This window comes from Conyzicola lurida (assembly GCF_014204935.1).
In the GTDB taxonomy this organism is placed as follows: domain Bacteria; phylum Actinomycetota; class Actinomycetes; order Actinomycetales; family Microbacteriaceae; genus Conyzicola; species Conyzicola lurida.
Map to the genome: position 1 here is coordinate 3082748 of NZ_JACHMJ010000001.1, position 19947 is coordinate 3102694.

24 protein-coding genes are annotated in these 19947 nt (G+C 69.4%); 5 read left to right on the forward strand and 19 right to left on the reverse strand.

The window, feature by feature from the left end; genetic code table 11:
- The first annotated feature begins 23 nt into the window (after positions 1 to 23).
- Positions 24 to 737: a GAF and ANTAR domain-containing protein gene (locus tag HD599_RS15010; protein WP_184238996.1), complete on the forward strand. Its 714-nt coding sequence runs from the start codon at positions 24 to 26 to the stop codon at positions 735 to 737.
- Between the two features lie 33 nt (positions 738 to 770).
- The gene (locus HD599_RS15015; protein ID WP_184238999.1) at positions 771 to 1004 is read left to right on the forward strand and encodes a hypothetical protein; all 234 of its coding nucleotides are present in this window, start codon (positions 771 to 773) and stop codon (positions 1002 to 1004) included.
- Positions 1005 to 1010: 6 nt separating this feature from the next.
- Here HD599_RS15015 and HD599_RS15020 read toward each other — a convergent pair whose 3' ends face one another.
- The 15 genes from HD599_RS15020 to HD599_RS15090 form a co-directional block, all read right to left on the reverse strand.
- On the reverse strand, positions 1011 to 1421 hold the full coding sequence (locus tag HD599_RS15020) for a hypothetical protein (RefSeq protein WP_184239001.1): 411 nt from the start codon (positions 1419 to 1421) through the stop codon (positions 1011 to 1013).
- Between the two features lie 32 nt (positions 1422 to 1453).
- Entirely contained in the window at positions 1454 to 2362 is a 909-nt protein-coding gene (locus HD599_RS18370; protein WP_184239003.1) for an EamA family transporter, read from the reverse strand.
- A 97-nt stretch (positions 2363 to 2459) separates the two neighbouring features.
- Positions 2460 to 3101 carry a winged helix-turn-helix transcriptional regulator gene (locus HD599_RS15030; RefSeq protein WP_184239005.1) on the reverse strand — a complete coding sequence of 214 codons (642 nt, stop codon included), beginning with the start codon at positions 3099 to 3101 and terminating at the stop codon, positions 2460 to 2462.
- A 5-nt stretch (positions 3102 to 3106) separates the two neighbouring features.
- Positions 3107 to 3541 (reverse strand): VOC family protein, encoded by a 435-nt coding sequence (locus tag HD599_RS15035; protein WP_184240653.1) that lies wholly within the window; start codon positions 3539 to 3541, stop codon positions 3107 to 3109.
- 89 nt (positions 3542 to 3630) lie between these two features.
- Positions 3631 to 3846 carry a hypothetical protein gene (locus HD599_RS15040; protein ID WP_184239007.1) on the reverse strand — a complete coding sequence of 72 codons (216 nt, stop codon included), beginning with the start codon at positions 3844 to 3846 and terminating at the stop codon, positions 3631 to 3633.
- Entirely contained in the window at positions 3843 to 4802 is a 960-nt protein-coding gene (locus tag HD599_RS15045; protein WP_184239009.1) for an LLM class flavin-dependent oxidoreductase, read from the reverse strand. Before HD599_RS15045 ends, HD599_RS15040 begins: the two co-directional genes overlap by 4 nt.
- Positions 4803 to 5019: 217 nt before the next feature.
- Positions 5020 to 5421, reverse strand: coding sequence for a (R)-mandelonitrile lyase (locus tag HD599_RS15050; RefSeq protein ID WP_184239011.1), 402 nt, complete (start codon positions 5419 to 5421; stop codon positions 5020 to 5022).
- 9 nt (positions 5422 to 5430) lie between these two features.
- Positions 5431 to 5763, reverse strand: a complete 333-nt coding sequence (locus tag HD599_RS15055; protein ID WP_184239013.1) for a carboxymuconolactone decarboxylase family protein — start codon at positions 5761 to 5763, stop codon at positions 5431 to 5433.
- Positions 5760 to 6212 (reverse strand): calcium-binding protein, encoded by a 453-nt coding sequence (locus tag HD599_RS15060; RefSeq protein ID WP_184239015.1) that lies wholly within the window; start codon positions 6210 to 6212, stop codon positions 5760 to 5762. Before HD599_RS15060 ends, HD599_RS15055 begins: the two co-directional genes overlap by 4 nt.
- Positions 6213 to 6219: 7 nt before the next feature.
- On the reverse strand, positions 6220 to 7236 hold the full coding sequence (locus tag HD599_RS15065; protein ID WP_184239017.1) for an aldo/keto reductase: 1017 nt from the start codon (positions 7234 to 7236) through the stop codon (positions 6220 to 6222).
- 11 nt (positions 7237 to 7247) lie between these two features.
- The gene (locus tag HD599_RS15070; RefSeq protein ID WP_184239019.1) at positions 7248 to 8015 is read right to left on the reverse strand and encodes an NAD(P)H-binding protein; all 768 of its coding nucleotides are present in this window, start codon (positions 8013 to 8015) and stop codon (positions 7248 to 7250) included.
- The gene (locus HD599_RS15075) at positions 8012 to 8887 is read right to left on the reverse strand and encodes an aldo/keto reductase (RefSeq protein WP_184239021.1); all 876 of its coding nucleotides are present in this window, start codon (positions 8885 to 8887) and stop codon (positions 8012 to 8014) included. The genes HD599_RS15070 and HD599_RS15075 overlap by 4 nt, the downstream gene beginning before the upstream one ends.
- Positions 8888 to 8905: 18 nt before the next feature.
- Positions 8906 to 9937, reverse strand: coding sequence for a zinc-binding dehydrogenase (locus HD599_RS15080; protein ID WP_184239023.1), 1032 nt, complete (start codon positions 9935 to 9937; stop codon positions 8906 to 8908).
- Between the two features lie 69 nt (positions 9938 to 10006).
- Positions 10007 to 10885: a helix-turn-helix transcriptional regulator gene (locus tag HD599_RS15085; RefSeq protein ID WP_184239025.1), complete on the reverse strand. Its 879-nt coding sequence runs from the start codon at positions 10883 to 10885 to the stop codon at positions 10007 to 10009.
- Positions 10886 to 10964: 79 nt separating this feature from the next.
- A complete protein-coding gene (locus HD599_RS15090; RefSeq protein ID WP_184239027.1) occupies positions 10965 to 12002 on the reverse strand; it encodes a zinc-binding dehydrogenase in 1038 nt (345 codons plus the stop codon).
- 128 nt (positions 12003 to 12130) lie between these two features.
- Here HD599_RS15090 and HD599_RS15095 point away from each other — a divergent pair, with 128 nt between their 5' ends.
- Positions 12131 to 13012, forward strand: coding sequence for a helix-turn-helix transcriptional regulator (locus HD599_RS15095; RefSeq protein WP_184239029.1), 882 nt, complete (start codon positions 12131 to 12133; stop codon positions 13010 to 13012).
- On the opposite strand, the gene HD599_RS15100 is transcribed toward HD599_RS15095, so the two are convergent.
- From HD599_RS15100 to HD599_RS15110, 3 genes are all read right to left on the reverse strand, one after another.
- Positions 12998 to 14419: an MFS transporter gene (locus tag HD599_RS15100; protein WP_184239031.1), complete on the reverse strand. Its 1422-nt coding sequence runs from the start codon at positions 14417 to 14419 to the stop codon at positions 12998 to 13000. The two genes, HD599_RS15095 and HD599_RS15100, sit on opposite strands and share 15 nt — an antisense overlap.
- A gap of 108 nt (positions 14420 to 14527) precedes the next feature.
- Complete coding sequence (locus HD599_RS15105; RefSeq protein ID WP_184239034.1) at positions 14528 to 15415, reverse strand: aldo/keto reductase; 888 nt, start codon at positions 15413 to 15415, stop codon at positions 14528 to 14530.
- A gap of 60 nt (positions 15416 to 15475) precedes the next feature.
- A complete protein-coding gene (locus tag HD599_RS15110; RefSeq protein ID WP_184239036.1) occupies positions 15476 to 17056 on the reverse strand; it encodes a Na+/H+ antiporter in 1581 nt (526 codons plus the stop codon).
- Between the two features lie 172 nt (positions 17057 to 17228).
- On the opposite strand from HD599_RS15110, the gene HD599_RS15115 reads away from it, so the two are divergent.
- Complete coding sequence (locus HD599_RS15115; protein WP_184239039.1) at positions 17229 to 17909, forward strand: 4a-hydroxytetrahydrobiopterin dehydratase; 681 nt, start codon at positions 17229 to 17231, stop codon at positions 17907 to 17909.
- Positions 17910 to 17927: 18 nt separating this feature from the next.
- On the opposite strand, the gene HD599_RS15120 is transcribed toward HD599_RS15115, so the two are convergent.
- Positions 17928 to 18914: an aldo/keto reductase gene (locus tag HD599_RS15120; protein WP_184239042.1), complete on the reverse strand. Its 987-nt coding sequence runs from the start codon at positions 18912 to 18914 to the stop codon at positions 17928 to 17930.
- Positions 18915 to 19053: 139 nt separating this feature from the next.
- Here HD599_RS15120 and HD599_RS15125 point away from each other — a divergent pair, with 139 nt between their 5' ends.
- Entirely contained in the window at positions 19054 to 19947 is an 894-nt protein-coding gene (locus HD599_RS15125; RefSeq protein WP_184239044.1) for a helix-turn-helix transcriptional regulator, read from the forward strand.

Consider the following 19947-nt stretch of genomic DNA (forward strand, 5'->3'; position numbering starts at 1 on the left):
GGCGCGAGGCATAGTGTGAGTTCATGTCGACGACGGAGCGCGAAACACGACTGGCGGCGATGTTCGTAACCCTCGCCGACGTGGCCGATTCAGACGCCGGAATCGTGGAAGTGCTCCACGAGCTGTCTCTGGCCACGCTCACCATTCCTGCCGTCGGCGACACCGGCATCCTGCTCGCCGACAGCGCCGGGGAACTGCACGTCGTTGCGTCCTCCAGCGAGCGAGCCGACCACATCCAGATGCTGCAACTCGGCGCCGGCTCCGGGCCCTGTATCGAGTGTTTCACCACGGGCCTTCCCGTGAACGTCGACGACATCGGTACCGCTGCCACCGCCTGGCCCGACTACTACCGAGCGGCCCGTCGACAGAACGTTCGCGCGGTGCACGCTCTGCCTCTCCGCCTCCGCGATCACACCATCGGCGCGATGAGCATCTTCTCCGAACAGACCGGCGACTTTTCCGACCAAGACGCGGCCCTCGCGCAAGCTCTCGCTGACGCCGCCACCATTGCAATCCTGCAGATCCGCACCCGCGACACCCAACGTCGCACCGAGGAGCAGTTGAAGATCGCGCTGGAGAGCCGCGTCCTCATCGAACAGGCCAAGGGGATCGTCGCCGGAGGGCGCAAGATCCCCGTCGACGACGCCTTCGAACTCCTCCGGAGCTACGCGCGCGCGAATCAGGCGAAACTGCACGAGGTCGCCCAGCTCGTCGTCGACCACCGGCTGACGCTCTGACTCTCTGACGTTCCGCTCGGTAGGGTGACCGTCATGGATCCCTACGGCCTGCCGCGCTTCGCGGGCGACGACGCGCTGGCCCGGTGGACCGACCACTCCCGCATCGAGACGCGCACCGTGCGTGTCTTCACGAGCGGGCCGCTCACCGCGACGGTCATCTCCCACCCGGGCGTGTGGGACCTCATCGTGAGCGACGGCCGTGGCGGGGTCGCGTTCTCCGTCCTGCCGCCCGACGAGATCGCGGCAGCACTGCGCGCCCTCGAGTAGCGGCGGTCACTCCGGCCCTGCCGTCGGCTGCTCCTCCGGCAGAAGACGTCGAACCCCTCCACGGGCGAGCATCAGGACGATGATCAGCGCGGTCACCTGGAAGAAGCCGCCGAGGTACACCGAGTCGCCGAACACCAGCGCGACGAGTTCGAGCACGAGGAACTTGCTGCCGGGGAGCACGAGCAACAGCACGACGACGTTGGCAATCCGCACGACGGGGAGCCGCGACATCCGGATTCGTTCTATCGTGCGTTTTTTGACCAGCAGCACGACCTCGAGCACGACCTTGAGCAGGATCGCCGTGAGGAGCGCCAGCACGAACGTCTCCGAGATCACGGCAGGGAAGATCTGCGTGAACAGGCCGAGCACGACCAGGTACACGAAGACGTCGACAAGATCGATCGCTCGGATCCGCACGGGACGAGTGTACTGCGGCCCGTTTCGACGTCTCAGTTGACTTGTGCGGACACTCCTTCAGTGCCGGCGGATGCCGCGACCTCGCGACTGCGGCGGGTGACGAGCCACGACCCGGAGAGCACGAGTGCGAAGCCGACCACGGTCCAGACGGTGACCCGCTCCCCCAGCACGAGCACGCCCGCGATGATCGCGACGGCCGGGTTGACGTAGGTGATCGTGGTCGCCTTGACCGGGCCGATCTCGGCGACGAGGCCGACCATCAGCAGAAACGCGAGGGCGCTGCAGACGACCGCGAGCACGATGATCGATCCGGTGACCTGCGCCGAGGGCCAGGCCGTGGGCCAGCTCTGCGTGAGAACGACGACCGGGACGTAGATGAGCGCGGCCCCGGCCAGCGAGACCGCCACGACGCCGACGCCAGGCAGGTCCGGCATCCATCTCGACAGGATCGCCGGACCCACCGCGTAGCCGACGACCACGACGCCCATCTCGAGCACGCTCGGCAGATCGGAGCCGCCGACGTCGAGCCCGACCAGGCCGGCCACACCGAGCATGCCGATCGCGATGCCGAGCCAGTTCATCCCGGTGAGCCGGGCGGGCCGCCCCATAAAGAACGCCACCGCGACGCCGGCCAGCGGCACGGCCGCGAGCAACAGCCCCGCCGTCGAGCTCGGCAGGGTGCGCTCGGCCGAACTCAGGAAGTACCACGGCACCACAATCTCGACGACCGTGTAGGCGAGCATCGGCTTCCACCGCCGCAGCACGGTGAGAACCTCGCGCCGGAAAACCGCGAGCGGGATCAGCAGAACCGCCGCGAGCGCCGAACGCGCGAACACGACCATGGCCGGCTCGAGTTCGCCGACCGCGACCTTGATGAACAGATACGGGATGCCCCAGGCGATTCCGAGGCCGGCAAAGAGGAGGAGTCCGCGGCGAGTCACGGATCTATTGTGTCCCCGTCATCCGACACGAACAGGGCTCGGGATGCCGCAGGCAGAACCTCGACGAAGAGTGGCAGTTCTGCGTGGTCGGCCGGGGTCACGCCGCCAGGTGGAACGTCGTCGCGAACCGGTCGAGCAGCGCGCCGCGGCCGTGCAGCACCTCGACGACGCCGGTCGCGATCGCCCGGTCGGCGGCGAGCTCGCCGGAGATGACCCGACGGATACCGGGACCCGCCGCGAAAGCGAGGTCGGCGGGGCCGTCGCCTCGGCTCACGTCGAGCGTCCTCCCGTCGACGCGGATGAGCAGCTCGGCCTCCCCGACGCGTGCCGCGTACGCGGTCGCGGGAAGCTCGGCCGCGATTCCCGCGCGGAAGGCGGAGCGCAGGTCCATCGTCATCGAGTCGGGGGTGATGACCTGCTCGTCGCGTGGGTCGTCGAGCGCCTTGAATCCCCACGCCCCGAGCGCGAGCACGACCGGCTCGAGCTCGTGGCCGTAGGGGGTCAGCTCGTAGACGATGACGCGCGAGCGCGGCGCCCGACGCAGCACGCCGGCCGCCTGCAGCTCTTTGAGCCGCGCCGCGAGGACGTTGCTCGGGATCCGGGGAAGTCCCGCGGCGAGTTCGCCGTAGCGGCGCGGACCGACGAGGAGGTCGCGGACGATGAGCAGCGCCCAGCGCTCGCCGATGAGCTCGAGGGCGCGCGTGACGCCGCCGTACTCCCCGTAGTCGCGGGCCGCCATCGGCCTCAGGCCTGCTGATTCGCGAAGGCCTCGGGGCCCTGCTCGGCGGCGACCGGGTCCATCCAGCCGAACTCGAGGAAGTTGCCGTCGGGGTCGGTGAGCTGGCGCTGGTACATAAAGCCGTAGTCCGAGGCCGGACGAGGCTCCGCTCCGCCCGCGGCGATGCCGTCGACGGCAGCCTTGTCGACCGCCTCGCGGCTGTCGAGGAAGATGGCGGTCGACACCGTGGGGTTCACGGCCGGGTCGCCGATGGGCAGGTCGGTGAAGGTCTGGAAGAACTCGCGCACCAGGATCATGAAATAGTTGTGGCCCTCGTCGACGACGACGCACGCGGCGTTGTGGTCGGTGAAGGCCGGGTTGATGGTGAAACCGAGAGCGGTATAGAACGCCTTCGCGCGTTCCAGGTCGGTCACCGGCAGGTTGACGAACATCTGGGCCATTGTGGTCTCCATCTCGTGGGTTCGATATATGAACGACACCACACTTGCAAAAAACAAGTAGCCGGTCAAGACCCCCTCGGAACGGCGGGCTAGTCGCCGCTGTGCGACTCCTCGAACCAGACGGCGATGTTCGGGCTCATAAACAGCGACAGTTGCAGGTCGCCGGCCGTCGCGAAGTCGACGAAACCGCCGCCGAGCAGGGCGGCCGCTGCCAGCCGCGTCTTCAGGGCGGGTACGTCCTGCGACGGATGCAGCACGTACTGCTTGCCGCCGAACCGGATGCGGTGGGTCGTCACGCCGCTCATCGGTCGGCCCCCACGGCGGCAATGCCCGCCGGTTGGTGCACGAGGGCCCCGAGACGCGCGACCGCATCGATCTCGTCCTCCCCGGCGAGGATCATCACGACGACGGTCACCCCGGCGCGGCGGAACTCGTCGATCCGGCCCTGAATCTGCTCCGCGGACCCGACGAGCGCGAGCGCTTCGATCCACGCGTCGGGCATGTCGGCGACGAAGGACCGATACGAACGGGCCGCCAATCGGGCGAACCTCAACTCGTCGGCGAAATCCAGCCCCACGAGCGCCGCGTCCCAGTCGGGTTCCTCCAGCACGGCCAGCGTGGCGCGCGCCTCGGCGACGGCCTCCTCGCGACACTCCGCGTGCGCGGTGACCTGGGCGACCGCGACCCGCGTCGGCGCGAAGACCGTCGCGAGCGCCGCGAACGAGGGCGACGACAGGTACGGGAGGACGACCCCGTCGCCGTCGACCTCGACCGACGAATCGTGGAAGACCAGCGGCGGCTCCTCGACGCACTCGTCGAGGGCGACGGAGAAGTTCACGCCGGAGCTCACCGAGACGTCGATCTCGCCGCCGTTGAGGAGGTGGCGGATCGTCCGCGCGTGCTCGGCAGCGACACCGGCCGCGCCGGATTCCTCGGCGGAGAGGCCCGGCTCGTAGTAGAGCGAGCCCGCGTCGGCCGTGACCGCGGCGAGGAGCCGGTGCGGGAAGATGCGCGCCAGAGCAGCGAGCTCGAGCGACGTGCTGACCGGGTTACGGGCCGGGCAGGCGAGTAACCGCACGCCCACCGTCAGCGTCGACGTGACCGAGAGGATGACGCACGCTTGCGCGACGACCCCGCGGTGGAACGGTTCCTCGACCACCCAGACCTCGCTGAATCCCGAGGACTCTGCCGTGCGGGCGAACGATGCGATCTGTGTCGGATGAATACTGCGGGGAAGAACGACCCCGATGTTTCGAGCCATGCGTAGCTGCTTCCAAGTGCCGGAATAGTCGCCGGTTCGGGCCGGCGGAACGATGGTCCTGTGGCGTGTGGAAGCGGTGACGCCGCGGACCTGGTGAACCGACTCGGCCCATCGGAGCTGGCTGCCCTAATGGTGAGTCGAATTCTATTTTGACGGCTGTCATTATTTTTTCACTAGGTGTTGTGGTGTTACAGCCCGCCTGATAGGCCCGGGCGGACTACTCGCCGTTGTACTCGGCGTCCGTGATGTGCTCTGCCCAGGTGGTGGTCGCCGCGGCATCCTCGGCGTTCTGGATCATGGCGATGTGCTCCATAAAGACTCCGGGAGCGGCGGCGTGCCAGTGCTCCTGGCCGGGAGGCGTGTACAGCGTCTGGCCGGGGTGCACCTCGATGATCGATCCGTCGCGGGTGCCGAAGCGGCCGATGCCCTGGGTGACGCGGAGGTACTGGCCGTGCTGGTGCGAGTGCCAGGCCGTGCGGGCGCCGGGGGCGAACCGTACGGTCGCGACGACCATGGTCTGGTCCGGCTCGTGCGGGAGGGCGATCGGGTCGAGCCAGACGTCGCCGGCGAACTGGGCGGGCGGGTTCTTCGAGGTCGGGATGGCGGGTTCGATGTTCATGGGATTTCTCTACTTCGTTTCGGTGAAGAGCTTCTTGGCGACGCCCATGGCCGACATGCCCTTGGGCCAGCCGGCGTAGAGGGTCACGTGGGTGATCGCCTCGATGAGCTCCTCGCGGGTGACGCCGTTCTTCTCGGCGAGCGCGAGGTGGGAGCCGAGCTGCTCGGTGTTGCCGCCGGCCGTGAGCACGGCGACCGTGATGAGGCTGCGGTCACGGGGCGAGAGCTCCGGACGGTTCCAGACGTCGGCGAAGAGCATGTCGTCGGTGAGCTCGGCGAGCTTCGGGGCGAAGTCGCCGAACATGTCGCGGCCCTTGCCGACCTGCTTGGGGTGGGTGGTCATGGTGTTCCTTCCGATGCTTGGGTCTTGATCTGGGCGAGGGCGTCCATAAAGCCCTCCGAGCAGCCGCTCGACCCGGCGAGCCGGTCGACGGCGAGGTCGTCGACGCTCTGGCCGACGATGGCGTCGGGCAGCGCCGCCGCGAACTGCTGCTGGTAGCCCAGCGAGGTCTCGTCTTCGGCGGGCGTGGTGATCTCGACGGCGGTGACGATGTCGTCGGCGATGGTGAGCGTGACGTCGTGGTGCGACGGGAGACCGCCGTACCAGCCGGTCGCCGAGTACTCGCCGTCGGTGTAGACGGAGTCGGCTGCTTCGGGCGCGGGCGTTTCGGGGGCGGCTGTTCCGGGCGCGGCTGGGGTCGCCGCCGTCTCGGGCGCCTCCGCGCTGCACCCCGTCATCCCGACCGCCGCGACCATGACGGCCGTGCCGACCGCCGTGCGTGAGAAACGCATACTGCGGCTACCGACGCCGTGCCGCCGGAGCGAGCTCCGCCGTGCCGTAGCTGTTGTCGTCGGGGTTGATCGTCTCTCCCGGCGCGACGAGGGCGTCGATGCGGTCGAGGGTCTCGGTGCTGAGCGTGATGTCGGCCGCCGAGATCTGCGACTCGAGCTGCTCCATGGTGCGCGGGCCGATGATCGCCGAGGTGATGCCCGGGTGGTTGATGACGAAGGCGATCGCGAGCTCGATCAGGGTGATCCCGGCGTCAGCGGCGATGCCGGCGAGCGCGTCGACGACCTCGAGCTTCTGCTGGTTCGCGGCGGTGCTCATGTCGAAGCGGGCGGGCGGACGGTTCGCGGATGTCGGCACGGGTGCGGCATCCTTTCGCCACTTGCCCGAGAGCCAGCCGCCGGCGAGCGGGCTGTAGCTGAGCGTGCCCATGCCGTAGCGCTGGGTCGTGGGCAGTACGTCCTGCTCGATGCCGCGCACAAGGATCGAGTACGGCGGCTGTTCGGTGACGAAGCGGGCGAGGTGTCCGTCGCGCGAGGCGACCTGCGCCTCGACGATCTGGCTGCCGGAGTACGACGACGACCCGATGTACCGGATCTTGCCCTGACGCACGAGGTCGGTGAGGGCGCCGAGCGTCTCCTCGACGTCCATCAGCGGGCTGGGACGGTGCACCTGGTAGAGGTCGATGTAGTCGGTGCCGAGGCGGCGCAGCGAATCCTCGACGGTGCGCATGATGTACCGGCGCGACCCGCCGCCGCGGTTGGGGCCCTCCCCCATCGGCATAAAGAACTTGGTGGCGAGCACGACGTCGTCGCGGCGGCCCTTGAGCGCCGCGCCGACGATCTCCTCGGATTCCCCCGCGGAGTAGACGTCGGCGGTGTCGACGAAGTTGATTCCCGAGTCGAGGGCGTGGTGGATGACGCGGACCGAGTCATCGGTGTCCTTGTTGCCCCACGCGCCGAACATCATGGTGCCGAGCGCGAGCGGGCTGACCTCGACGCCGGTGCGTCCGAGAAGGCGGTAGTCCATGGGTGGTCTCCTTATTCGAGTGAGCTGAGGTCGGCGAGTACGCTGCGGGGTTCGGATGACGCGGGCATGTTGCCCTCGTCGCGAACGCCGTCGATCGTTCCGACCGGGTCTGAGTCGAGCGCCGCGAAGACGGGTTCGAGGTCGGCCTGTTCGGCACCGCGCTCGGCCACCAGCTCGAAGGTGAGGTGGTCGGCGGCGTCGGAGGCGAGGCTGTCGACGAGCACGCGGGCGATCTGGCGCCGGGCGACGACCCCGTCGGCGGGGCTCGCCGCGTGGCGGGTATCGCCCTGCAGCAGGGTGATCTCGAGCTGGTCGGCGTCGTTGTAGTCGAACCAGCCGGGCCGCACGATCGTGTACGCGTTGCCGCTGGCGCGGACGAGGCGTTCGCCGCGGCGCTTCCAGTCGTGGCTGTTGCCGCGGCGGGTGACGCCGATGGCGGTCATCAGCGCGATGCGCACCGGTCGGCCGTCGAGCGCCACGAGCACGTTCTTCACGGCGCCGTAGTCGACCGACTCGGCGGCCGTCGCGTCGCCGTAGGACGATCCCTGGGTGAAGACGACGGCGTCGATGCCCTCCACGGCATCGGCGAGGGTCGTCGCGTCGGTCAGCTGGCCGACGATCTTGTGTGCAGCGGGGTTCAGCTTGCCGGCGCGTGCGGCGTCGCGCACGAGCGCCCGCGTCTCGTAACCCTGGCGCACGGCTTCCGTCACGACGTGGCGGCCGACGCTTCCGGTAGCTCCGACGACGAGGACGACGCGGGGCTTCGTGGCGGCGGTCACGCTTCGGGGATCTCTCGCCCGAAGGCCTCGAGGGTGACCGCTTCGGGCTCGGGGCCGCCGCGCACGCCGGTGTCGAGGGCGTCGATGGCGCCCATCTGCTCGGCGGTCAGCTCGAAGTCGAACACGTCGAAGTTCTCGGCGATGCGTTCGGGCTTGGTCGACTTCGGGATGACGGAGCGACCGTGCTGCAGGCCCCAGCGCAGCATGACCTGCGCCGCGCTCTTGTCGAACCGTGCGGCGATGTCGAGGAGGACGGGTTCCTCGAACGCGCTCTTCCCGCCGCCGCGGTACGACGTGATGCCGCCGATGGGCGACCAGGCCTGCGTGACGATGCCGCGCTCGGCATCCGCCGCCTGCACGTCGGGCTGAGAGAAGTAGGGGTGCAGTTCGATCTGGTTGATCGCGGGCACGACGGTGGTCTGCTCGATCAGCGCGTCGAGGTGCGAGCGCATGAAGTTGCTGACGCCGATGGCTCGCACGCGGCCGTCGGCGAGCAGCCGCTCGAGCGCTGTATAGGCGTCGACGGTCTTCTGGAATTCGCCGGGGAGTGCCTGGTGCAGGATCAGCAGGTCGATCTGGTCGACGCCGAGCTTGCCCGCGCTCTTGTCGAACGCGTGCAGAGTCTCGTCGTAGCCGTAGTCGCTGATCCAGACCTTGGTCTCGACGAAGATCTCGTCGCGGGGTACGCCGGACTCGACGATGCCGCGGCCGACCTCGCGCTCGTTGCCGTAGGCGGCGGCCGTGTCGATGTGGCGGTAGCCGGTTCCGAGAGCGGAGACGACGGCGGCCGTCGTTTCTTCGGGCGGGGTCTGGAAGACGCCGAGGCCGAGTGCCGGCATAACGATGCCGTTGTTCAGTGTGATGTCGATCATGGTGTTCCTGACTTTCCGTTACGGGCGGACGAGTACTTTGAGCGCTTCGCGGTCGGCCATCGCCTGGTAGCCGGCGGGCACGTCGTCGAGGCCGATGGTGCGGTCGAAGACACGGCCGGGCTCGATCGTGCCGTCGAGCACGAGGGGCAGCAGCTCGTCGATGTACGCGCGGGCCGGGGCGACGCCGCCGGTGAGGGTGATGTTGCGCATAAACTCGGGGAAGCCCAGGGGCACCTCGGAGAATTGCGGGGCGCCGACGCGGCTGATGATGCCGCCGTCGCGGACCACGGCGATCGCGGTCTCGAGCGCGGGGCGCAGGCCGACGGCCTCGAGCACGACGTGGGTTCCGTCGCCGCCGGTGAGCTCCTTGACGCGGGCTATGCCCTCGTCGCCGCGCTCGGCGACGATGTCGGTGGCGCCGAACTCGCGGCCGAGGTCGGTGCGGGCGCGGTGACGGCCCATCAGGATGATGCGCGACGCGCCCATGAGCTTCGCGGACAGCACCGCGGAGAGGCCCACGGCACCGTCGCCGATCACGGTGACGGTCTGTCCGGGCTCGATGCGTGCCTTCTTGGCCGCGTGGTAGCCGGTCGACATGACGTCGGAGAGGCTGAGCAGCGAGGGGATCAGCTTCTCGTCGAAGCCGGCGCGCACGACGACGAGGGTGCCGGATGCCTGCGGGACGCGGGCGAATTCGCCCTGTCCGCCATCCTCGTGGCCGCCCCAGTGGCCGCCGTGACGGCAGCTCGTCTGGAGGCCCTCGAGGCAGAAGTCGCAGGTGCCGTCAGAGGCGACGAACGGTGCGATGACGAAGTCGCCGACGGCCAGGCCGGATGTCGCGGCGCCGAGCTCCTCGACGATGCCTACGAACTCGTGGCCCATGCGGGAGCCCTCGTCGGTGGCGGCGCGGGAGGCGAAGGGCCAGAGGTCGCTGCCGCAGATGCAGCCGGCGACAATGCGCACGATCGCGTCGGTCGGCTCCTGGATGGTGGGGTTGGGAACGGTTTCGACGCGGACATCGCCGGCGCCGTACATCAGTGTTGCTCTCATGACTCCAGTCAACGCCTCCTTGCGCCGATACGAGAGACCCTGCTGATCGGGGTACTGGCAGTGCCTCCCTTATTTCGCGTCGGCTCGCGCCTCAGCCGCGGTCGTCGCCGCCCAGCTGGCGAGCAGGCGCAGCGACGCCTCGGTCGCCGACGCGGGTTCCGCCCCGTAGACGATCAGCGCCTGGCCGGGATCGGCGGGGAGGTCCATCGTCTCGAAGGTGAGGTCGAGGTCGCCGACCTCCGGGTGGTGCACGGTCTTGAATCCGGTGTCGTGGTACCGCACGTCGTGCGACGCCCAGTGTGCGGAGAACTCGGCGCTGCCGGCGAGCAGCTCGCCGATCAGCTCCTGCAGCAGCCGGTCGTGCGGGTCGCGGCCGACCTCGGTGCGCAGGTTCGCGACGACGTCGGCGGCCGCCTTGTTCCAGTCGCGGAAGAAGACCCGCGCCTTCGGGTTGAAGAACAGGAAGCACACCGTGTTGACCGGTTGCCCGGGCGGCACGTCCTCGTAGATCGGCGAGTACAGGGCACGGCCGAGGGCGTTGCTCGCGAGCAGGTCGCGGCGGTTGTTGCGCACGAACGCCGGGGCGTCGGCGAGGCCGTCGACGACCCGCTGCACCGCCTGCCGCACGTGCGGCGAGGCCTCGCGGTGGCCGCCCGGCTTGATGGTCGCGGTCGCGTTGGCGAGGTGGAAGAGGTGCTCCCTCTCGGGCGCGTCCAGTTGGAGGGCACGTACGAGGGCCTCGAGCACTCCCTCCGAGACGGAGCCGAAATTGCCCCGCTCGAGCTTCGTGTAGTAGTCGACGCTCACGCCGGCGAGCATCGCGACCTCTTCGCGGCGCAGCCCGGCCACTCGGCGGTTGCCGCCGTAGGCGGGCAGTTTCGCCTGCTCGGGCGTGATTTTCGCACGCCGCGAGGTCAGAAATTCTCGGATGTCGTCGCGGGGGTCCATGGGGGCGACTTTACGCCGACCCTCTCTCGGGTGAGAGGCCCTGCGAGTACCTGCTCCCATGGACCCGGGCGACCGGCGGTTAGAACCGGATGAGCGACTTGAGCGCCTGGCGGCTGTCCATCGCCTTGTAGCCGTCGGCTGCCTCGTCGAGGCTGATCGTCTGGTCGAAGACCAGTCCGGGGTTCACCTTTCCCGAGAGGATGTCGGGGAGGAGCTCGTCGATGTAGGCGCGAACGGGTGCCGGACCTCCGGTGAGCGTGACGTTCTTGCCGAACAGGCTGCCGAATCCGATCGGGGCGTCCTCGTACTGCGGCACTCCGACGCGGCTGATCACGCCGCCGGGGCGCACCACGCCGAGGGCCTGGTCGTAGGCCGCACGGTAGCCGACGGCCTCGAGCACGGTGTGAGTGCCGTGGCCGCCGGTGAGCTCGAGGACCTTGGCGATGCCCTCGTCCCCGCGCTCGGCGACGACGTCGGTCGCGCCTAACCGGATACCCAGGTCGGTGCGGGCCGTGTGGCGGCCCATCAGGATGATGCGCTCGGCGCCGAGGCGCTTGGCGGAGAGCACGGCCATCAGGCCGACCGCGCCGTCGCCGATGACCGTGACGGTGGTGTCGGCGGTGATGCGGGCCTGCTTCGCGGCGTGGAAGCCGGTGCCGTAGACGTCGGCGAGGGTGAGCAGCGACGGGAGCAGCTCGGAGTCCTCGGCGACGGGCAGCACCACGAGGGTGCCGTCTGCCTGCGGCACGCGGATCGCCTCGGCCTGGCCGCCGCCGACCCCGCCCGCGGCGAAGAAGCCGCCGTGCAGGCAGGAGGTCTGCAGCCCGTCGAGGCAGAACTCGCAGGTGCCGTCGGCCCAGGCGAACGCGGCCACGACGAGGTCGCCCTTCTTCACCGTGGCGACGTCGCCGCCGATGTCTTCGATGACGCCGAGGAACTCGTGGCCCATCGGCACACCCTCGGCCGCGTCATCCATGTCGTGATAGGGGTGGAGGTCGCTGCCGCAGACGCAGGCGCGGACGATGCGCACGATCGCGTCGGTCGGCTCCTGGATGGTGGGGTCGGGAACGGTGACGGTGCGGACATCGCCGGCGCCGTACATGAATGCTGCCTTCATCTGTTTCTATCCTTCGGTTGGAGTGCGCTACCCAGACAACAGGTGTTCGGCGGTGCGGGGAAGTCCGATCCGATAGGGGCACTGACAGTGACTGCTTCGTCGCGGGACCGCCGCCTACAGTCGAGGGTATGGACAGCAACACCGAGATGAAGGACTTCCTCGCCACCCGACGCGGCCGGGTCCAGCCCGAAGACGTCGGGCTGCCCGCCGGGCGCAACCGCCGCGTGCCCGGACTGCGGCGCGAAGAACTCGCCGCCCTCGCCGGCGTCTCGGCCAGCTGGTACACCCGGCTCGAACGCGGCGACGCGACCGGCGTCTCGGCCGAAGTGCTCGACGCGATCTCGCGCACGCTGAAGCTCGACGACGTCGAGCGCGCGCACCTGTTCGACCTCGCGCAGCTGACCCAGGGCGGCATCCGCCGGCAGCAGCGACGCCGCGTCACCGCGCCGCGGGTGCGGCCGGTGCTGCAGCAGATCCTCGACCAGATGACCGATCTGCCCGCCGCGGTGCAGAACGAGTGCCACGACATCGTCGCGGTCAACGCGCTCGGTCGGGCGCTCTACGCCGACATGTACGAAGCCGGCCACGACACGGTCAACTTCGCCCGCTACATCCACCTGGACCCCCGGGCGAAGCTGTTCTACCCCGAGTGGGACGACGTCGCGGCCATGAGCGCCGCGATGCTGCGCGTCGCCGCCGCCCGCGGCCCGTACAACCGCGACCTCTCCGACCTGATCGGCGAGCTCGCCACGCGAAGCGAGCACTTCCGGGTGCTCTGGGCGTCGCACGACGTGCACGAACACCGCACGGGACTGAAGAAGATCCACCACCCGGTCGTCGGAGACATCGACCTGTCCTACGAGGCCATGTCGTTCCCCGGCGAACCCGGACTGAGCCTCATGGTCTACACGGCGGAACCGGGCAGCCCGTCCGCCGACGCCCTGCGGCTGCTGTCGGCGTGGACCGCGCCGGCCGCCGGCGGCCAGGCCGTGGAGTCACGCGGGCTGTAGAGCGGCGCGGCGGTTCGCGAGACTGCCCGGCACGATCAGCGCCAGCGTCGTGACGAGCGCGAGCAGCAGCAGCCCCGTGCCCGCGGTGAGCGCGGTCGACGCCTCGGCCGTGATCGAGGCCGCCGTCTCCACCCCGGGGGCGGGTGCCGCGATCGTCGCGACCGCGACCAGAATGCCGAGCCCGACCGAGGTGCCGAGCTGGTGGAACGTGTTGACGACGCCGGACGCCGCGCCGGCGTCCTCCGGGGTCGTGCCGGCGATGCCGAACGTCGTCATGGGGGCGAACGCGAGTCCCTGACCGGCGCCGATGAGCAGCATGGGCGCGGCGACCGCGGCGAGGTACCCGCTGTCGGGGGCGATGCGGCTGAGCCAGAGCATCCCGCCCAGCGTCAGCACGATGCCCGCCACGAGCAGCACGGTGTTGCCGACCTTGTCCGACAACCGCGGGATCGTGAGCGCGACCGCGAAGTTCACCAGCGTCATCGGCAGGAACGCGATTCCCGCCTGCAGCGGCGTGAACCCGAGGCTGCCCTGCAGGAACTGGGTGGTGAAGTAGAAGAACCCGATCATCGCGCCGAGGTAGAGGAAGCGGGTGAGGTAGGCGCCGGTGCGCTCCCGGCTCGCGAACAGGCGCAGCGGCATGATCGGCTGGGCGGCGCGGGACTCGGCCACGACGAACACGACCAGGAACACCGCGGCGAGCACGAAGGCGATGACCGTCAGTGCGTCATCCCAGCCGTTCTCTGATCCGTGCAGGATGGCGAACACGAGGCCGCCGACGCCCAGGGTCGCCGTAATGGCGCCGACGATGTCGAACCGGCCCTTCTGCGTCTGCGTCTCGGGCAGGAAGCGTGGGGCGAGCGCGATCATCGCGATGCCGATCGGCACGTTGACGAAGAACCCGGCACGCCAGGAGAACCACGAGGCGAGTGCACCGCCGACGACCATGCCGAGGCTCGCGCCGATTCCGGCGGTGGCGGCGTAGGCGGCGACGGCACGGGCGCGCTCGCGGCCCTCGAAGCTCGCGGTGAGCAGCGACAGGGCGGAGGGCGCGACGATCGCAGCACCGATGCCCTGCACGGCGCGGGAGGCGATGAGGAACCAGCCGGCGGGCGCGAAGGCGATGAGCAGGGAGGCGACCGAGAACACGACGAGACCGAAGATGAACACGCGCTTGCGGCCGAGGAGGTCGCCCGCACGGGCGCCGAGCAGGAGCAGCCCGCCGAAGACGAGCGTGTAGGCGTCCTGCACCCAGGCGAGCTCGGAGGTCGAGAGGCCGAGGTCGGCCTCGAGGCTGGGCAAGGCGGTGAAGATCACCGAGTTGTCGAGCAGGATCATGAAGTAGCTGACGAGGATGATCGTCAGGATGGCGCCCTTGTGGGGAGCACGCGTGGGTGTCGGGTTCATGTATCCATGCCACCACCGCCCGCGAATGGGTGGCAGTGCCGGGTATGACCGGTACCGCGAGTACCCCTCAGACCGGGCCGCCGAAGTCGCGGCCCGGTCTGCACGCGATCAGTTCTCGGGGATCGTGAACTGCCCGGGCGGGCGCACGGCGTCGGGGTCGGGGCCGCCGCGCACGCCGAGGTCGAGGGCGTCGATCTGCCCGAGCTGGTCGGCGCTGAGTTCGAAGTCGAAGACGTCGAGGTTCTCGGCGATGCGCTCGGGCTTCACCGACTTCGGGATGATGCTGCGGCCCTGCTGCAGGTGCCAGCGCAGCATGACCTGCGCGTTCGACTTGCCGTGCTCGGCACCGATCGCGGCGATGACCGGGTCGGACAGCGGGTTCTTGCCCGTCCCGTCGCTCCAGCCCGGGTAGAACGTGATTCCGCCGATCGGCGACCACGCCTGCGTGAGGATTCCCCGCGCCGTGTTGGCGGCCTGGTTGTCCTTCTGCGCGAAGTACGGGTGCAGCTCGATCTGGTTGAGGGCCGGCACGACGGTCGAACCGGCCGCGAGACGCTCGAGGTGCGCACCGGTGAAGTTGCTCACGCCGATCGACCGCACGCGGCCGTCGGCGAGCAGGGTCTCGAGCGCGCGGTAGGCCTCGAGCGTGGTGTCGAACTGCCACGGGGCGGGCTGGTGCAGGATCAGCAGGTCGAGGGTGTCGACCCCGAGCTTGCGGGTGCTCAGGTCGAACGCGTGCAGGGTCTCGTCGTAGCCGTACTGGCTGATCCAGACCTTCGTCTCGATGAAGATCTCGTCCCGGTCGACCCCGGACGCGCGGATCCCCTCGCCGACCTGGCGTTCGTTCATGTAGGCGGCGGCCGTGTCGATGTGACGGTACCCGGTGCGCAGCGCGGTTTCGACGGCGGAAGCCGTCTCGTCCGCGGAGCTCTGGAAGACGCCGAGTCCGAGGGCGGGCATCTGCACGCCGTTGTTGAGAGTGATGTAGTCGGTCATGGTGCCACGGTACGTCGGCGACAGTGGCCGAGGCAGGCTCTGACACAGCCTCCTTGGGCGTTATTCGAGGATGTCGGGCTGGGTGAGTCTCAGCGCTTCGCGGTCGAGCCGGGTCTGGAGGGTGCGCAATGCGGTGTCGCTGATCGTGCCGTCGTCACGGAGCGCGATCATCACGTCGCGCTTGCGTTCCAGCAGCCCCAGCCGCAGGGCCACCGCCTGACGGTCCTGTTCGCGCAGAGTCTCGCTGTCGTCCGTCTCCGGCGACAGCACCGCGCGGTGTTCCTCGTACAGCTCGGCGACCCGGTCGCGCACGTCGTCGCCGATCTTCAGCCGTGCCGCGACCTCGGGCAGGTGGGCGATCGCGTCGTCGGCCGCCTCGGCTTCGGCGCGCGCCAGCTCGTCGTCGAACGTCGTGTCGGGCGCGAAGGTCGCCCAGCGGATGACGAGCGGCAGCACGAGCCCCTGCACCAGCAGGGTGAGCAGCACCACTCCCGCGGTCACGAAGACGATTTCGTCGCGGCCCGGGAACGGCTCCCCCGACGCGAGCACGGTCGGCACGGCGAGCGCGACGGCGAGGGAGACCGCACCGCGGAAACCCGCGGTCGTCGAGACGACCCGCGCGCGGTGCGACATGCGCCGGGTGCGTTGCACGGGTCGGCGGTCGAGCAGCCGGATCAGCGAGATCGACACGATCTGGAACACGAAGCGGATGACGAGCACGGCGATCCACGCGAGCACGGTGAGCAGCAGGAGGGGGCCGAGCTGGTCGCCCGCGACATTCGCGGCGGCAACGTGCACCTCGATGCCGACGAGCACGAACAGGGCGTTGTTGAGCAAGAACGTCGTCAGCGACCAGAACGAGAACGTCTGCTGCCGCGACTGCGGCGTGCTCACCCGGGGGCCCGACTGGCTGAGGGCCAGACCGGCGACGACGACGGCGATCACCCCGGAGGCGCCGACGAGCTCGGCGAGCAGGAAGGCCGCGAACGGGATGAAGACAAGCGCCGCGTTGTTGGCGATCGGCTCGTGGAGCCGCCGGAGCAGCAGCGTGCCGCCCCACCCGGCCGCCGCCCCGATCAGTCCCCCGCCCAGATACGCGAGGGCGACGAGGCCGGTGATCTGCCAGCCGGTGTAGTCGATCTGGCTCACACCGGCGCCGATCGCGATGCTGAAGATGACGAGGGCGGTTCCGTCGTTCATGAGGCTCTCGGCCCGCAGCACCGTCAGGTTGCGATGGGGCAGGGATGTCGCCATGGAACCCACCGCCGTGGCGTCGGTCGGCGCCAACGCCGCGCCGAGGATGAGCGCCGCGCCCCAGGTGAGCCCGAGGGCCGTCGCGATGCCGGCGACCCCGAAAGCCGTCGCGACCACGAGCAGGGTCGACAGCAGCAGTATGCCGCGGAGGTCGCGGCGGATCTCGCGCAGCGACGTGGTGAGGCTCTCCCAGAACAGCAGGGCCGGGAGGAAGAGCACGAGCACGGCCTCCGACGGCAGCTGCACGTGCTGCACCTGCGGGATGAACCCGACCGCGACGCCGAGCAACAGCATGAGCAACGGAGTGGGCATGCGGAGCCGCGGCGCGATCGCGGCGCCGACGACGATGACGGCTCCGATCAGCACGATCACTTCGAGCGCTTCCATGTTTCCCTGTGCTCCCTACGAACTCCAGCTCGGCCCCTGCTTTTCTCACTGTATGGATGCGCGCGGGGATGAGGGAGGCCCGGACAGTGCCCCACCGCTCGCGGCCCCTGCCGCGTTCGACGGATCGGGGCTATCGTGATTGCGAAATCGCGATCGTGAGGGGATTCAGACCATGGACATGCTGACGGGCGAGGAGATCGCCGCCGCGGAACTGACCGACTGGCGCAAGTTGGCCCAGGGGCTGCACGCCCGGTACCTGGTCGACGACTTCGGCACCGGTGCGCGGTTCGTCACCGCCGTCGGGGAGGCGGGTTCCGGTGCCGCGCACTACCCCAGCGTGTCGGTCGGCGCGGGGCACGTCGACCTCAAGCTGGTCAGCGCCGACGCCGTCTACCGCGACGACGACGGCACCGAGTACGTCGTCGAGTGGGTCACCCAGCAGGACGTCGACCTCGCACGGCGGATCACCGACATCGCGGCCGACCTCAGCATCGAGGCCGACCCGGCCGCGGTCAGCGTGCTCGAGCTCGGCCTCGACACGGGTCGGTCATCGGCCATCGCCCCGGTGTGGGCCGCACTTCTGACCGGCGACCCACGAGCCCAGGGCCACGGTTCGCCGAGCGACGAGATCCGGGACCCGGGCGGGCGCATGCCGAACCTCTGGTTCGGCGACGCGGGCGAAGCGGGCAGCCAGCGCTTCCACGTCGAGGTCTACGTCGCGGCCGAGGTCGCCGCGCAACGCATCGCGGCCGCCGTCGCCGCGGGAGGCACGGTCGTCGACGACAGCGGTGCGCCGGGGCTCACAGTGATCGCGGATCAGGACGGCAACACCGGGGTGGTGTGCGTGGCGTAGTTTCCGGCGCGCGCGGTCCTAGTTCTCGACGGTCGCCATGTTGGCCTCGTCGTGGCGGGCTCCGGCCGCGGGGGTGAGGGTGTCGAGACGCTCGATCTGGCTCGGGGTCAGCTCGATGGCGTCGGCCGCGATGTTCTCTTCGACCCGGGCGATGCGGCGGGTGCCGGGGATCGGGGCGATGTCGTCGCCTTTGGTGAGGATCCACGCCAGCGCGGTCTGGGCCGGGGACGCTCCGTTTTCCGCGCCGATCGCCTTCACCTCGTCGACGATCGCGAGGTTGCTGGTGAAGTTCTCCCCCGTGAAGCGCGGGTTGGTCTTGCGCCAGTCGTCGTCGGGGAAGTCGTCGACCGACCGGATCTGGCCGGTGAGCAGGCCGTGGCCGAGCGGCGAGTACGGCACGAATCCGATGCCGAGCTCGCGCAGCAGGGGGAGGATCTCGGCCTCGACGTCGCGGGTCCAGAGCGAGTACTCGGTCTGGAGCGCGGCCATGGGGTGCACGGCGTGGGCACGGCGGATGGTCGCGGCGCCCGCCTCGGAGAGTCCGTAGTAGCGGATCTTGCCCTCGGCGACGAGTTCGGCGAGGGCGCCGACGGTCTCCTCGATGGGCGTGCCCGGGTCCATACGGTGCTGGTAGAACAGGTCGATGTAGTCGGTGCCGAGACGCTTCAGCGAACCCTCGACCGCGCGGCGCACGTTGGCAGCGCTGCCGTCGGGGCCCATGCCCCACGCGCCGTCCGCCTCGTGCGTGAGGATGCCGAACTTGGTCGCGATCTGCACCCGGTCGCGGCGACCCTTGACTGCCTCGCCGACGACCTCTTCACTGTGGAACGGGCCGTAGCCCTCCGCGGTGTCGATGTGGGTGACGCCGAGCTCGAGGGCGCGGTGGATGGTGCGGATCGATTCGGAGTCGTCGGTCGCGCCCTCTGCCGTGTAGGTACCCGCCATGGTCATGGCGCCGAGGCCGATACGGCCCACTTCGAGGCCGCCGAGATGTGCGTTCTTCACTGTCGTTCTCTTCTCTTCGAGGGGCTGGAGCTGTGGTGTGATTCCAGTCAACTCCGGCGCCCAGAAGTGAGACAGTCCCGCCCTATAGGGTCCCCGGCAGGGACCCTCTCCGCGAGGATCTGTGGCGTATGTTCGTCGCATGGACAGCCATAACGAGATCCGCGACTTTCTCGTCTCGCGACGCGCGAAGCTCTCGCCGGAACAGGCCGGCCTGCCGGACTTCGGCGGTCGCCGCAGAGTCGAGGGCCTTCGTCGCGAGGAAGTCGCACTGCTGGCCGGAGTGAGTACCCAGTACTACACGCGCCTGGAACGCGGGACCGCGACCGGCGTCTCCGAGGGCGTGATCGACGACATCAGCCGGGCGCTCAAACTCGACGAAGCCGAACGCTCCCACCTCTATGACCTGGTGCGCGCCGCCAACGCCGGCGCTCACCCGCAGCGCAGGCGGCAGACGAACCGGTCCCAGCTGACCGCGAGCATGCAGCAGACCATCGACGCCATGTCCACGGTCCCGGTCTTCGTGCAGAACGGACGCCTGGATGCCGTCGCCACGAACCGCCTCGGCCGCGCGCTGTTCTCGGTGATGTTCGAGGACGCGCGACCGCCGGTGAACGCTGCCCGCTTCGTGTTCCTCGACCCGGCGGCGCAGGACTTCTACCGGGACTGGGAAGCTAATGCCCGCCAGATCGTCGCTATTCTGCGTGCCGAGGCCGGCCGGTCGCCGTACGACCGACAGCTCAGCGACCTCGTCGGCGAGCTCTCCACCCGCAACGACCTGTTCCGCAAACTCTGGGGGTCGCACGACGTGCGCGAACACCGCACCGGCACCAAGAGCGTCCACCACCCCGTCGTGGGCGACCTCGATCTGACCTTCCAGGGCATGGACCTCGTGTCCGACCATGGGCTGCAGATGCTGGTCTTTTCCGCCGAACCGGGCTCTGCCTCGTACGACGGGCTGCAACTGCTCTCCAGCTGGGCCGCCACGGAAACCTTGGACACCGTGACGGCCGATACCGTCGCCGAAGCCCCCTGA